The sequence below is a fragment of the Chryseobacterium sp. 2987 genome (assembly GCF_031456375.1).
GTDB lineage: Bacteria > Bacteroidota > Bacteroidia > Flavobacteriales > Weeksellaceae > Chryseobacterium > Chryseobacterium vaccae.
The window spans coordinates 440,021-454,597 of record NZ_JAVDUN010000005.1; the positions used below are offsets into that span (position 1 = coordinate 440,021).

Below are 14,577 nucleotides of genomic sequence, written 5' to 3' on the forward strand. Positions count from 1 at the left end.
CTGTATTTTTCAAATGTTTTTATTAATCTAAAACACTCCAGCCTCTCTTTGGGTTGTTATTGGAGGATACTTCCTGCTCATTAACAATGATATTTTCTTTCTTCTGACCGATATAATCCAGTTCGCTCAGTTTAGAGAAAATGGTTTCAAGGCTTCTTAACATCTGCTGGATATAAAGAAGCGGCTCGCCGCAGTTGTGGTGGTCATAATTGGTTTCTGCTACAATAGAAAGCTGGTTCAGTAAAGTATGAGGGGCAATTTCACTCCATTCTAAGCTGTAGTTCAGCATTTCTTCCAGTTCGGCAGGTACCAGAATCTGGGTTGCATTGTACAGATGAAGAGCTAATTTAGCAAATACTTCAATCAGAAATACCGGCGGCTGCCAAGGAATAACATTTCTGAACTGGAAATAAACATCACCAAAAGTATTTACCATCGTTGTACACAGATATTTTACATTCTGTGCCAGTGCTGTATTCTGGTTCTTATGGGATGCCTTCTGGATGATTTTGAATGCATACTGCTGAAGGTTTCCGATAGACTTAGCAAAACTGCTGTAATAATCTACTAAAGCCGGATGACTTTGAATAGATGTACACGGCGGAATAAAATTAGAGTCTACCTGTGCAATATTGGCTCTCAGATCCACTTTTCCAATAATCAGGTAATTTCCTCCTGAATAACTGCTGTTCAGTGAAGTTACCGGAAGCAACTCTATAAAATGATTAGGTTGTGCATTCGGGTGGCGCGGCGGAATTTCTTCCGGGTCAATATCTCCGAAAGGTACCTTATCAAAAGGGTTTACAGAGATCAGAATGTAATATTCTCCATCTGCCTGCTCTTCATTCATTGATTTTGCAAGTGACTTCACACTCACTCTCCTATCATTCAGATCAATACGATACCCGGCCATTGTAATAGCGCTGCAGTGTTTAATCACCAGCTGTACATCATTTGTTGCCGTATTGTGAACATCAAAAATGGTTTTATCCGTATATTCTTTAGAGATAGGTAAAAGCCCGTAATTATAGGTGGAAATTCCCAATGAATTGGAATCTCTGATGGTGTCAATTAAAAAATTATCCTGATCATTAAGGTGTCTCTGGGATACTTTCATCCCGTCTACCCAGTTGATCGCAAAATGTTTGATAGGTTGTATCATAGTTAATACTTTTTAAATTTTCTGTGATTATGATCTTCTTATAACGCCTTCTTCCTCGTGCTGGATAACTCTTTTACAGATCACCACTTCATTTTCTGAAATGCCGTTCGTAGTGATATCCTGGTCGAAATCAATATATTTTCTAAAGCTGAAAAACGACTTTTTAGTGTAAAAAATCCAATAATATGGTTCTTTTTCAACATCGGAGAGGTGGATGATAGAACCTGGATTTTTATGGTTGTAATCATCTACAACCCTGTAGAACCAGTCTCCAAAAGTAATTCCCGTGGGAAGTGTTTTGGCTTTAATTCTGAAACGGTTGGCATCTTCTAAGTTTTTGCTTAATTCCACATTCAGAACCATTAAACGGTCAAAGTCAGCTCCTTCAAAATCCGGAAGTCTCTGATCCGGTGAATATTTCCATGTTTTATAAATATCGAAAGGAATACTGATAAACTGAATATAACAGTAATAAAATACCATAGGAACCACAAAAATTGCCATACTTGTAGCAGACATCACTGCATTTCCATTCCCTTTATTGATCAAGTTGAAAATCAGGGTAAACAAATATCCTCCGAAGGCAATACATGTTAATGAAAGAATCGACTCAAATAAAATACTCATTCCTACAGAATCAATATGCTTTCTGAAATATCTGTGCATTAAATTCACATGAATAATACCCAAAATAAGGAAAATCACCTGTGCAATAAGATACCAGTACGGATTAAAAAGATTTCCCGCAAATCCGAAAATTCCGGGAAGAGCCAGACATAAACTGCACAGAAGAACGTATACAATAATTACTTTAATTTTGATAGCAGGTTTGTTTCTTCTGATCACCCCGAGTATGGCCATCATAATAACTGCTATTAAAGGCATTAATATATACCTTAAAAAAATACCTTTTACTGAAGAAATTTCCATTTGTTTCTTTTCGAATTTATACTTTGTTGGTAGTTGTAAATATAATAAATTATTTTAGAGGAATGTAGAGTATCCGAGACGGCTGGCGTTTCTTTCATTATCTTCCAGACAGAATGAATATTCCTGTTTCTCTGTAATGAAATTTTCTTCCACATCTACGGTTACAGGAAGAAAATAATCATAAAGGGCTTGCAGTACTTTCCTGAACGGGTTGCCCGGAATATATTTTTCCATTTCATGATAAGGAATCGGGCCTATATTCACCACCCAGTTCCTTTGCCCGTCCATATGTTTTCCGCTCGGAATATACGTTACTCCTAACCTGGAATTCCCCAATAACATAGAATCATCATTTTTCTCAATCTTGTCTATGATGTTAGGCGTAAAAGTAACTTCTACCGGAACCTGAAGAAAAGCTGTCATACATCTTTCAAACCATCTCTTATCACCTCTTATCTGATGGAAAAACGGCAGGATATGAATGAAAATATAGGCATTCTGCTGGTCAAGCATTCTCACCAGAGGCCATAGTTCACTCACTGTTTCCAACAATGCATCAGTATTGCTGGTGATGTCAAACTCAGATTCTTTCAGCAATGCGCTGATCTCCGTAAAAAATATTTCCAGCTCAAAAGGCTTGAAAAACTTACGGGCATCATCTTCTACTCTTTTCTGTTTACGGATCTCACGGACTACCGTATCCACATTCTTTCGGGAAGCTCCCAATGAAGGTGGATGAAACAACCCTTCAGGAAGGTAATCATACACGCCTTCCCTATAGGTTTCTATCGTAAATACTTCCTCATCAAATCCTAAATAACTGCTTGAAATACTTTTAATGTCTTTCAGGTAAGCACGGTCGTTAATCCCAATCCGTTCAATAAATATATTGCTTACCGCGCGATGGTATTTCAAAAGGTTTACAGCCACTGCTTCTGCTTTAAAGTCCGTCTGCAGCTTATTGTAATTCATGTCTACAATATTATTCTCATACATAGTGTTTCCTGTGATTATGACTGGTAAAGATAATATATCTCGTAAGTTTGAAAAAATATTTTCCCAATAATTTTATTCTAAAAATACTAATTTATTGACATTAAACGGAATAATCTGTAACAAAATCCGTAAAAATACGGTAGACAGCTTCTGAACAAACCTTTAGCACAAACCATTTCAATGAATTTTCAAACTGATAGTGAACAGTTTAAGCAGTAAAAATTCACACTGATAAAACAGATCATAAGTGATATGCATTCCCTTTTTTATTTAGATTAAATTTTATTAACATTCTTCGGGGGAATAATCAGGAACTATTTAATGGTCAATTCGAAAGCGGGCCGTATCTTTGCAGCTTGTAAAATGTTATTTATAATGAAAAGTATTTATTCTAAAATTCTGATTTTAGCATTCATCTCCTCTTCACTTTATTCTTATGCATGGGGGCTTACAGGACACAGAGTTATCGCAGAGATTGCAGAAAACCACCTGTCGGGGAAAACAAGAAGGGAGATCAAAAAAATAATGGGCAAAGAAAGACTGGCGTACTGGGCCAACTGGCCAGATTTCATTAAGTCTGATACTACAGGTGTTTGGAAACAGGCTTCATCATGGCATTATGTAAATATCGATCCGCAGGTTGATTTTAAAGCATTTGACCAAAACTTAAAGCTTCAGGCAGGTCCAAGTCTTTACACCCAGATCAACACCTTATCCAGCCAGATTAAAGATGCTAAAACTTCTGAAAAAGACAGAAAAATTGCCTTGATTTTCCTGATCCACATCATGGGAGACCTTGCACAGCCTCTGCACGTAGGAAGAGCCGAAGATCTTGGTGGAAATAAAATTAATGTAACGTATTTTGGAGACAAAACCAATCTTCACTCTGTATGGGATGGAAAGCTTGTAGATTCTCAGAAATACAGCTATACAGAATATGCAAAACTTTTAGACATCAAATCTAAGGATGAAGTAAAACAAATCCAAACCGGAACTGTAGAAGACTGGCTGTATGATTCTCATAAAATCGCCAACAAAATCTATGCACAGACGCCGGATGGCTCAAAATTATCTTACGACTACCAGTATAAATTCAATGATACAATGGAAAGACAGCTTCTGTACGGTGGATTAAGACTGGCTAAACTATTGAATGAGTTGTTTTAATGGCTGCTGGCTCAAAATAAAATCATAAAAAGAATTTTTAATTATTTATTCTTCACTATAAAAGCGGAACTTCGGTTTCGCTTTTTTCGTTTATATATCTTTTCTGAAAAAAAAATTAAATTAAAAACAAAAGAACAATCAATTAAAGAAATATAAAAAAATGTGATTTTTATAAATAGAAATTCTCACTTTCAGGAAAATTATAGAATAAAATACATAACATATTGTAAATCAATATTTAAACAAACTCAAAAAGTCTTTTTGTATATGTTTTTTATATAAATTTGAATACTAAATATTTAAATCGATGATAAAAATTTTTACGTTCGCCATTGCTGTATTTATTAATATTCAAGTTTTTGCCCAAACAAACGACTATTCCGTAAGAGAAGTTAAAAGCGGGTTATATATTCCTTGGGAAATGGTGAGTGCGCCTGATGGCAGCATCTGGTTCACGCAAAGACACGGTGCCATTTCGAGACTCAATCCGGTTACCGGTGAAATGAAGCAGCTTATCTTTGAACAGGGCGTGTCTATCAATAATGGTGAAGGAGGAATGCTTGGTTTAGCCCTGCATCCCGATTTTCCTAATATCCCGGAAGTATTCTGCTCTTACAATTATCTGCTTAATGGAAATGATTATCGTGAAAAATTAGTGGTATATGAATATAATCCGGTTACAGATGTACTTACCTTTAAAAGATTGATAAAAGATAGTATTGAGGCTAATGTCATTCACAATGGCAGCCGTTTGCTCATTAGCAATAATAAACTGTATATGACTACAGGTGATGCAAATGATCTGAGCTTTCCTCAGAATACAGCATCACTCAACGGTAAAATTCTACGCTATAACCTTGACGGGAGTATCCCCAGCGATAATCCTATACCCGGATCAGCCGTATGGAGTTTTGGGCATCGCAATCCGCAAGGACTGGCTATGATGGGCACTAAACTCGTTAGCAGTGAGCACGGTCCTAGCAACGATGACGAGATCAACATCATAGAAGCCGGCAGGAACTATGGCTGGCCCAACGTTGAAGGCTATTGCAATTTACCTGCAGAGGCCACTTTTTGCAACGCCAACAATGTTTATGAACCGGCCAAATCCTGGACCCCAACGATTGCCGTATGCGGTATTGAGTTTTATACTCACCCGCTCTTCCCGCAGTGGCAAAATAAATTACTCCTGGCTTCACTGAAAAATCAGGCCTTATATGTACTGACTTTCAATGCTGATCAAAACGCTGTCATTTCACAAGTGGATATACCTGAGGTAAGTTTTGGAAGAATAAGAGATGTGATGGCTGCCCCTAATGGGAAAATATATGTCAGTACCAGTAACTCCAACAATGTGAACAACAAGATTGATAAAATTTATGAAATATATGACCCTACACCCACCAGCCTGGGTACAGGAGAAACAATTTCCTTTAAAAATAATTGGGTAGCAACCCCTGTTCCTGCCAATAATACGATCACGATACAAAACAAATTGAATCATGCCACTGCAGAGATTGATCTGGTTGATATAAGCGGAAAGCTCATTAAACAAGTACATTTTCAAGGAAAACAAATGCAGATAGATATTAGTAGTCTGGCAGCTGGATTCTATTATTTGAAGATTAAGGAAAAAGGTTCTGTATCACAAGTTTTAAAAATTCAGAAGTTATAAAATCATTGCAAGCCACATCCATTTCTAAAAGCCTGAAATCTGATGTATCCCATAATACCCCATAAATTTAAAAAATAATTAAAACTGGTGTAACCTTTTTACCACTTCATACGTATAATATATAGTAACTCTTTTTTGAGGATAAAAATAGATGAGACAATTAAAAATCACTAAGCAGGTTACCAACAGGGAAACTGCTTCATTAGACAAGTATTTGCAGGAAATTGGTAAAGTGGAACTGATCACTGCGGACGAAGAAGTAGAATTGGCACAAAGAATACGTGCAGGCGACAGAGCAGCACTGGAGAAATTAATCAAAGCCAACCTTCGTTTCGTAGTTTCCGTATCCAAACAATACCAAAATCAAGGTCTTTCTTTACCCGATTTGATCAATGAAGGTAATTTAGGATTGATGAAAGCAGCAAAAAGGTACGATGAAACTAGAGGTTTCAAATTTATCTCTTACGCGGTTTGGTGGATTCGTCAGTCAATTTTGCAGGCGTTAGCAGAACAATCCAGAATTGTAAGGCTTCCGTTGAACAAAATCGGCTCCATCAATAAAATCAACAAAGCATACGCTCACCTTGAGCAGGAAAATGAAAGACCACCTTCTCCGGAAGAATTGGCTGAAGTTCTTGACATGAGTGAAGAGGATATTAAAGAATCAATGAAAAACTCCGGAAGACACCTGTCTATGGATGCGCCTTTAGTAGAAGGTGAAGATTCTAATCTTTATGATGTTTTACGTTCAGGAGAATCTCCAAGCCCGGACAAAGACCTGATGCTTGAATCTCTTCAGATTGAAATTGAAAGAGCACTGAATACTCTTACTCCGAGAGAAGCTGATTTAGTAAGACTTTATTTCGGACTGAACGGAAAACATCCGATGACTTTAGAAGAAATCGGGGAAACTTTCGATCTTACAAGAGAGAGAGTTCGTCAGATCAAAGAAAAAGCGATCAAGAGACTAAAACATAATACCAGAAGCAAGATCTTAAAATCTTATTTAGGTAAATAATTTTAACGTAACAACGTATTCAACGGAGTCTGTTTTCAGGCTCCGTTTTTTTTTTGTAACAAATACCTGCTTACTATCAACTAATAGAAAAATTAAAGTTTCGATAAGATGAAATAAGATCTTCATCAGAGAACAGCTCTCATTCACCAAATACAAATTACTATGAGAAAAATACTTTTCGCCTCTGCACTGGCTTTATCTTTCATAGCCTGTAAAGAAAACCGGCCTGAAAATCCTCCGATTGTTGCCAACGCAGTAGACAATGCGGAATCATCAGTTTCCGGTTCACTGAAAGAAAGTTACCGTTCTGATGATATGATCGATCATATTTATGCTGAACTTCTCAAAATCGATACCAATCTCAAGACTCTGGATGAAAGGGTAACCAAAATTTACCAGGATAGCGAAAAAGTTCTTGCCTCTTATGAACCTATTATCCGTAAATCTGAATCTTATTACCAGGACGCTCATCAGAAAGCAGTCGCCATTAAAGATTCACTCTTAAAAAAAGAAGTTGAACAACAGATTAAGATAAGTAAGGATCAGTACAGTCTTAAAATCAACAATATAAAAGAACTGATTAAGAAAATTAATACCAATACTGAGGCGATCACAGACCAATATACTGCTTTTAAAATCAGGAAAACCCTTCCTGAAATTCAGAAATATCAAAATGCCCACCCACTGAAAACAGACAGTCTGGAACATTTTATTACCAGACAGCAGAATTTACTGAACGAATTAAAAAATATGAAGTAAGATAAAACAATGAGATATACCACACAATGGCTTACAGACAGTACACGAATTAAAGAACTGATCCGCTTCTTTATCACCCATAAAACAGATTCTTATATTTCTCACGGCGAGATCATTTCCGGAAGAGCTTTAAGCCCGGGACAATGGAATCCAGATCTTGAAACAATATTACAAGCCCAGTTTTCAGACGATTTTAAAGGTTCAGGGACTGAATTAAAAATTCTGATCGCGGAGAATGATCAAAATGAGATCATCGGGATATTGGTTTTTCATCTCATCAATGGCTTTAAAAAATATGCTGTTCTGGAAGATATGCTGCTAGACCAGTCTTACAGAGGACAGTCTATCGGAAGTATGCTGCTGGAAAAAGCGGTGGAAGAATCAAAAAACTGGAATATCAGTTTTATCATGCTTGAAAGCGGTGTAAACAATGCGGGAGCTCATCATTTTTTCGGAAAATATGGTTTTAAAAAAGTATCCGAAAATTATATATTAAATCTGTAATACAGGCCCCATGGATACTATTTCAATTATAGGAGCAGGAATCGGTGGACTGGCATTGGGAAATGTACTGAAGCAGAAGGGATATGATTTCACCATTTATGAATCTGCCCCGGAGATAAAACCCGTAGGAGCCGGAATCATGATGGCTGTCAACGCAATGCAGATCTTTGATCAGCTCGGTCTTAAAGGAAAAATTGAAAATGCTGGAAATAAAATCCACGGGATCTCTATTACAGATCCATTTTTTAAAACAATTTCAAAGACAGATATCACAGCATTTGAAAAAAAATATAATTCTTGTAATGTAGCCATACACAGAGCCGATCTGCAAAAGATTATGGCAGAAAATATAGGTTTTGAATCTATTCAGCTCAATCATTCTCTCCTGCAGATTGAAAAGCAAGAAAATTATGTGCTGCATTTCGAGGGACATTCAAAAGAAAGCAAAATTGTTTTTGGGGCAGATGGCATAAAATCAAAGGTCCGGGAACAGATCCTGAAAACGGGAACCATCAGAAATGCAGGGCAAAAATGCTGGCGTGGAGTAACCCATTTCGATCTTCCTTCAAAATTTCTCCATGAAGCTTTTGAAATGTGGGGCAAAGGAAAACGTTTTGGATTTGTGCAGATTTCAGAGGAAAAAGTCTACTGGTACGCATGCATCAATGAAAAAAACTTTGACGAAAAACTAGATGTAGCTATAATTTTCAATGATTTTGATCCTTTAATAATCAATCTTATTAAGGCTACACCAAAGAAAAATATTATCTGTAATGAAATTGCAGACCTCTCTCCCATTCCTAAATGGCATTCTGAAAATCTTTGCCTTACCGGAGATGCAGCTCATGCTACGACTCCCAATATGGGTCAGGGAGCCTGCCAGGCTATTGAAGATGCCTATATTATTGGTAAACTGCTGGAAAAAAATAAGGATTTCAACAGTGTTTTTGAAGAGTTTCAAAGAATCAGAAGAAAAAAAGTAGATTATATCGTCCGTACGAGCCGCACAATAGGGAAAATCTCGCAATGGGAACACGGAAACAAGCTCCGTAATTTGTTGATGCGCTTAACTCCTGACAGCATGAATCAGAAAACCGTTGAAAAAATCATTCAGCTGGAATTATAAAATTGCTACTGAAAATCATTATAAAAAAAGAAGCAGACTGCTTTCAATAAATAACTAAACTTATGAAATAATGAAAAAAATCATTTACCTCGCACTCCTCTTAACGATAGGGTTACAGATGACACGAGCGCAACAGGTTCCTTTGCTGGACAGACAGTTGTTTTTTGGAAACCCTGAAATTTCCGGTGGCCAGCTGAGTCCGGACGGAAAATGGATATCCTTTACCAAAGAATACGGAGGAATCATGAACATCTGGGTAAAAAAAATTGATGAACCTTTTGATAAGGCACGTCCATTAACGGACAGCAAACGTCCGCTAAGCGGATACTTCTGGTCTGAAGATGGAAAATACATCCTCTTTGCAAAAGACAATAACGGTGATGAAAACATCAATATTTTCGCTGTAGATCCAATGGCAAAAGTAACGAACGGAGTTCCTGAAGCAAGAAATTTAACCCCGCTTAAAGAGGTAGCCGCTCAGATCTATATGGCCAGCAGAAAAGATCCTGATTTGTTGATGGTCGGTCTGAATAACCGCGATAAGGCATGGCATGACCTGTATTCATTGAAAATATCTACCGGGGAACTGAAAAAGATCTTCGAAAATAAAGACCGTATTACAAGCTATAATTTCGATTGGGATGAAAAGCTAAGAATTTTATACAGAACGGATGAAAAAGGAACCACTCAATTTTTGTATAAAGACGGTGATCAACTAACTCCTATTTATGAAACCCTGGTAACGGAAGAAGCTTATATTGCAGACTGGAATGAGAATAACAGCAAGTTTTATCTGGTAACTGATAAAGGAAATCTGGATAAATCAGCATTATTCCTGATGGACCCGAAAACCAAACAGATCACCAAAGTAGAAGATGACCCTAAAGGAAAAGTTGATTTCGGAGGACTATTTATAGACAGAAATACCAGAAAAATCATTTCCACTTCTTATACAGGAGATAAAACAGAAATGTACTGGAAAGATAAAACATGGGAAATAAACTATAAATTTTTACAAAGTAAATTTCCGGGAAGAGAGGTTAATTTTGCCAGTCCTACTAAAGATTATTCAAAATTCCTGATCTCAGTCTGGGGCGACAAATATGCTCCTGAAGCCTATTTCTTCGATGCTAAAACCAAACAGCTGATCTTCCAGTACACACCAAGAACCGAATTAAAGAAAGTAGAACAGTACCTGGCTCCTATGACTCCTATTTCTTATAAGAGCAGTGACGGGCTTGAAATTCCAGCTTATCTGACCTTGCCGACAGGTTCTTCTGGAAAGAATGTTCCGGTAGTAATCTTAATACATGGAGGACCAAAAGGACCTAGAGATTATTGGGGATACAATTCAACGGTACAGTTTTTAGCCAACAGAGGCTATGCGGTACTTCAGCCTAACTTCAGAGCCAGTGGAGGTTATGGTAAAAAGTTTAAGAATGACGGGGATCTTCAATGGGGAAAACTAATGCAGGATGATATTACTTGGGGCGTAAAATATCTGATTGATAAAGGCATCGCTGATAAAAATAAAGTCGTGATCATGGGAGGAAGCTATGGCGGTTATGCTACTCTGGCAGGGCTTGCTTTTACGCCTGATCTGTATGCCGGAGGTGTGGATATCGTGGGACCAAGCAACTTGTTTACACTTTTAGACTCTGTTCCTGCTTATTGGGAATCAGCCCGCGCTTCTCTTTACGGAATGATTGGCGATCCGAATACAGAAGAAGGTAAAAAGGCCATCCGTGCAGCGAGTCCACTGTTCAGTGTTGATAAAATTGTAAAGCCTCTTCTGATTATCCAGGGAGCCAATGACCCGAGAGTAAAACAGGCAGAAGCTGATCAGATTGTGATTGCCCTTCGTGACAGAGGAAAAAAAGTAAATTACATCCTGGCTAATGATGAAGGACACGGATTCAGAAAACCGGTAAATAATATGGCCATGTATGCTGAGACAGAAAAATTCCTGTCAGAAGTGATTGGAGGAAGATATCAGAAAGAAATGCCTGAAGATGTAGCCAAACGTCTGAAAGAAATGACTGTTGATATTAAAAAGGTAACTTATACACCTGCAGCAAAAACTGACGAAGCAAAGAAATAAAAGCTGATTAAATTCAGAAAAAGCCGTCTCATTTTAAAATGGGGCGGCTTTTTGTTTTTATAAGGGAAGCTGAAAAATAAAATTACGGTGGATATTACACAAAACTTATAGGTTTAGAACATCTGCAATCGATAAAAAGTATTCACAAAGATCTGTGTAATCCGCGGAATCTGTGGGAAATTCAAGCTCCAATGACAGCACCTAAAATATACTAACCTCGATATATTTATTTTCCAAATGATAAAGGCTATCCATTGGACAGCCTTTATTTATAGTTAGTAAGTTAGAGTAACACCGGCACCCCAGCCCATTTCATTATCATAATTTCCGGAAACGGATAGCCATTTTTGCAGGATATACCGTACTCCTGTTGTAAATTCTCCATCAGAATTAACACTGAAATTTCCTCTTATCCTTCTGGAAATAGGAATATCTTCTCTGCTCAGCTCCAGTAAAACTTTTCCGTTCTGGTCTACACTTGCATCAGCAGTGATGAGCATCGGCAAAAGATACTGCATTCCGACAATGAAGGACGCTTTAGTCTTAGAAGCTTTCTGCTGTCCGAACCAGGATTTCTTTCCGTGAAAATCCATTCCCATATCTTCAGTCATCTGTCTTTCCATGATCTCATGATTCTTCTGGAACCTGAAACCGGCATATGGAAGCGCCCACTGGAATTTTCCTAAGAATCTTCCTACTTTTACATTTCCTTCAAAATGATCGAAATTCCAGTTGGAATGGAACTCATTCAGATTAGCCCATCTCGGTCCGAACATTGTCATTGTCTCAGCGTGCATTTTATTGCTGGCTACATCAAGCATTGCCATAGAGCTGATCATCCTGTTGTCCTGCAAAAAGTTTTTCCAGGCAAGTTTTCTGTTGGGCAGCTGTGGATTGGGCTTCGAGTTTTCATAGCTGAATATTCTTCCCATTCCCGCCATCATATGATATAGAATATGACAATGGAAGAACCAGTCTCCGTCCTGATTGGCCGCAAATTCTATCGTTACCGTTTCCATTGGCATAATGTCTACTACATTTTTCAACGGAGAATACTCTCCTTTTGAATTGATTAATCTGAAATCATGGCCATGAAGATGCATCGGGTGGCGCATCATAGAATTGTTATACAGCTTGATTCTAAGAATTTCTCCTTTTTTTACCAGAATTTTATCTGTTTCTGTTACCGTTTTATTATCCAGTGTCCACAGATAATGGTTCATATTTCCTTCCAGGGTAAACTTCATTTCACGAATGCTGTCTGTTGGAAGAATTGTTTTTTCAGGAGACTTTAACAGATTATAAGACAGTCTTTTGATTGTTTTTTCCTCCTTCATATTCATCCCTGAATGCTGTGAATGATCTTCTTCTTTCTGTTCCTTTTCTTTTGTCTTCACTCCCATCATTTCATTCATATGCTTTGCTGTTGTTTTACGCTGGCTTTCAGGAATTTCAGGATACATCACCTCGTTCATATCCATCATCTGGTTGCCCATCGTCATGTTCATCGGCTTCATGTTTCCGCTCATTTCCATCATTCCGTTCATCATTTTCATTCCTTCAAACAACATCAGTCTTGGCAGATTGGGAGCTTCAACCTTATCACCGGAACCCAGCCATAAAGAAGCATGGCCAATTCTGTCTTCGGAAGTAGCCCGGAATTCAAAGCTTTTATTCTCCGGAACTGTTACTTCAATATCATAAGTTTCAGAAACACCTATAATCAGACGGTCTACTTCCACAGGGACTACGTCATTTCCGTCATTTCCTACAACTTTTATTTTTCCGCCGCCGTAATTCAGCCAGAAATAGGTGGATGATCCTCCGTTGGCAACTCTCAATCTAATCTTGTCACCTGCTTTTAAATTGGAGTAATCAGAACTTGGAAGCCCGTTGATGAGGAACTTATCGTAATATACATCACTTACATCCATTGCTTCCATTCTTTTCCATTCATTCAGGGCTTTTGTTCCGAAATGCCCTGATTTTATAGCTTCCCAGTAACTCTGAACTGCATTTTTCTTCACAGCATACCAGTCTGTATTGGCCATATGAAGCCTTCTGGCAATCTGCATCGGATCATCATCACTCCAATCGCCTAAAAGAACCGGAATTTCCGCATTATATTGAGGAGCAGACTCCCCTTCTCTTTTTTTGAAAACAAGGATACCGTTCATTCCGATCTGCTCCTGAAGAGCTTCATGGGAGTGATACCAATAGGTTCCGTTCTGAGAGATTTTAAATTTGTATAAATGGGTTTCCCCTGGTTTTACAGGCTTTGTTGTGAGATACGGAACGCCGTCATGCTCATTGGGAAGAATTACTCCATGCCAGTGCAGCCCGGTATTCTCCTTCAGCATATTGTGAAGATAGATTTCTGCCGTATCCCCTTCTGTAAAATATAGGGTGGGAGCCTGCAATTTACCGTTAATGGCCAGCGCTCTCCTGTTTTTCCCTGTAAAATTTACGATTGTATCTTTCACATAAAGATCGTATCTGACTGTTTTTCCTCCAAAAGTTACTTTTCCGTTCTCAGAATTTTTTCTTAAAACAGATTTTTCTTCTTTTTTAGGTTCTTCAACAACCGCATGTTGATAATCTTCATTCTCCACCAGCTCCATTCCGCACTTCGGGCATTTTCCAGGTTTATCTGAGGTTACTTCCGGATGCATCGGGCAGGTATAAACAGAATGAGATTGCGTATGAACTTTAGGTTGAGAAACTATTGGTGCTCTGGCAGTCTGAACAGGTTTAGCAGGCTTTGCTTTTTCTGCTTCCTTGACACTTTTCACCTTTTTAATTTCAGGCTTTGCTTTATTTACTTTAGGTTCTACGGGTTTTGTTCTGATTTCAGCTTTCTGTACGGGCTTTTCCTGAGGTTTTGCAATTACTTTAGGCTTTATTACCACTGTTTTCTTTACCAGCGTCATTTTGCATTTCGGGCAGTCACCAGGTTTTGAGGAGACTACTTCAGGATGCATCGGACAGGTATAATATGTTTTCGTTGTTTGGGTGAAGGTAAAAACAGAGCATAAAAGCACCAGAAATATGATCATTTTTTTCATAATATTCTGAACTTTTTTAAAACTGTACGAATTAAAGCTAAATATAACCTAAATCGTACAACTTGTTATTTTAA

General features: G+C 37.9%; 11 protein-coding genes. 7 read left to right on the forward strand and 4 right to left on the reverse strand.

What is annotated here, in order from left to right:
* Positions 1-22 precede the first annotated feature (22 nt).
* Genes J2Y40_RS17475 through J2Y40_RS17485 form a run of 3 tightly spaced genes read right to left on the reverse strand, consistent with a single transcriptional unit; the run spans position 23 to position 3,064 of the window.
* Positions 23-1,162: a hypothetical protein gene (locus J2Y40_RS17475; protein ID WP_153392431.1), complete on the reverse strand. Its 1,140-nt coding sequence runs from the start codon at positions 1,160-1,162 to the stop codon at positions 23-25.
* Positions 1,163-1,189: 27 nt separating this feature from the next.
* Entirely contained in the window at positions 1,190-2,092 is a 903-nt protein-coding gene (locus J2Y40_RS17480) for a TssN family type VI secretion system protein (protein WP_310000402.1), read from the reverse strand.
* Positions 2,093-2,146: 54 nt separating this feature from the next.
* On the reverse strand, positions 2,147-3,064 hold the full coding sequence (locus tag J2Y40_RS17485) for a type VI secretion system baseplate subunit TssG (RefSeq protein WP_231128626.1): 918 nt from the start codon (positions 3,062-3,064) through the stop codon (positions 2,147-2,149).
* Positions 3,065-3,463: 399 nt separating this feature from the next.
* Here J2Y40_RS17485 and J2Y40_RS17490 point away from each other — a divergent pair, with 399 nt between their 5' ends.
* The 7 genes from J2Y40_RS17490 to J2Y40_RS17520 all read left to right on the forward strand — a co-directional run bounded on the left by J2Y40_RS17490 (position 3,464) and on the right by J2Y40_RS17520 (position 11,438).
* Positions 3,464-4,255: a S1/P1 nuclease gene (locus J2Y40_RS17490; RefSeq protein WP_153392436.1), complete on the forward strand. Its 792-nt coding sequence runs from the start codon at positions 3,464-3,466 to the stop codon at positions 4,253-4,255.
* Positions 4,256-4,562: 307 nt separating this feature from the next.
* Complete coding sequence (locus tag J2Y40_RS17495) at positions 4,563-5,930, forward strand: PQQ-dependent sugar dehydrogenase (RefSeq protein ID WP_153392438.1); 1,368 nt, start codon at positions 4,563-4,565, stop codon at positions 5,928-5,930.
* A gap of 151 nt (positions 5,931-6,081) precedes the next feature.
* On the forward strand, positions 6,082-6,948 hold the full coding sequence (locus tag J2Y40_RS17500; protein WP_002979276.1) for an RNA polymerase sigma factor RpoD/SigA: 867 nt from the start codon (positions 6,082-6,084) through the stop codon (positions 6,946-6,948).
* Between the two features lie 162 nt (positions 6,949-7,110).
* Positions 7,111-7,707 carry a hypothetical protein gene (locus tag J2Y40_RS17505; protein ID WP_310000405.1) on the forward strand — a complete coding sequence of 199 codons (597 nt, stop codon included), beginning with the start codon at positions 7,111-7,113 and terminating at the stop codon, positions 7,705-7,707.
* A 9-nt stretch (positions 7,708-7,716) separates the two neighbouring features.
* Entirely contained in the window at positions 7,717-8,211 is a 495-nt protein-coding gene (locus tag J2Y40_RS17510; protein WP_310000407.1) for a GNAT family N-acetyltransferase, read from the forward strand.
* Between the two features lie 10 nt (positions 8,212-8,221).
* Positions 8,222-9,337: an FAD-dependent monooxygenase gene (locus J2Y40_RS17515; protein WP_310000411.1), complete on the forward strand. Its 1,116-nt coding sequence runs from the start codon at positions 8,222-8,224 to the stop codon at positions 9,335-9,337.
* Between the two features lie 70 nt (positions 9,338-9,407).
* On the forward strand, positions 9,408-11,438 hold the full coding sequence (locus J2Y40_RS17520; protein ID WP_153392446.1) for a S9 family peptidase: 2,031 nt from the start codon (positions 9,408-9,410) through the stop codon (positions 11,436-11,438).
* A gap of 275 nt (positions 11,439-11,713) precedes the next feature.
* Here the strand turns inward: J2Y40_RS17520 and J2Y40_RS17525 are convergent, their stop codons facing one another.
* Entirely contained in the window at positions 11,714-14,503 is a 2,790-nt protein-coding gene (locus J2Y40_RS17525; protein ID WP_310000414.1) for a multicopper oxidase domain-containing protein, read from the reverse strand.
* Between the last annotated feature and the right edge of the window lie 74 nt (positions 14,504-14,577).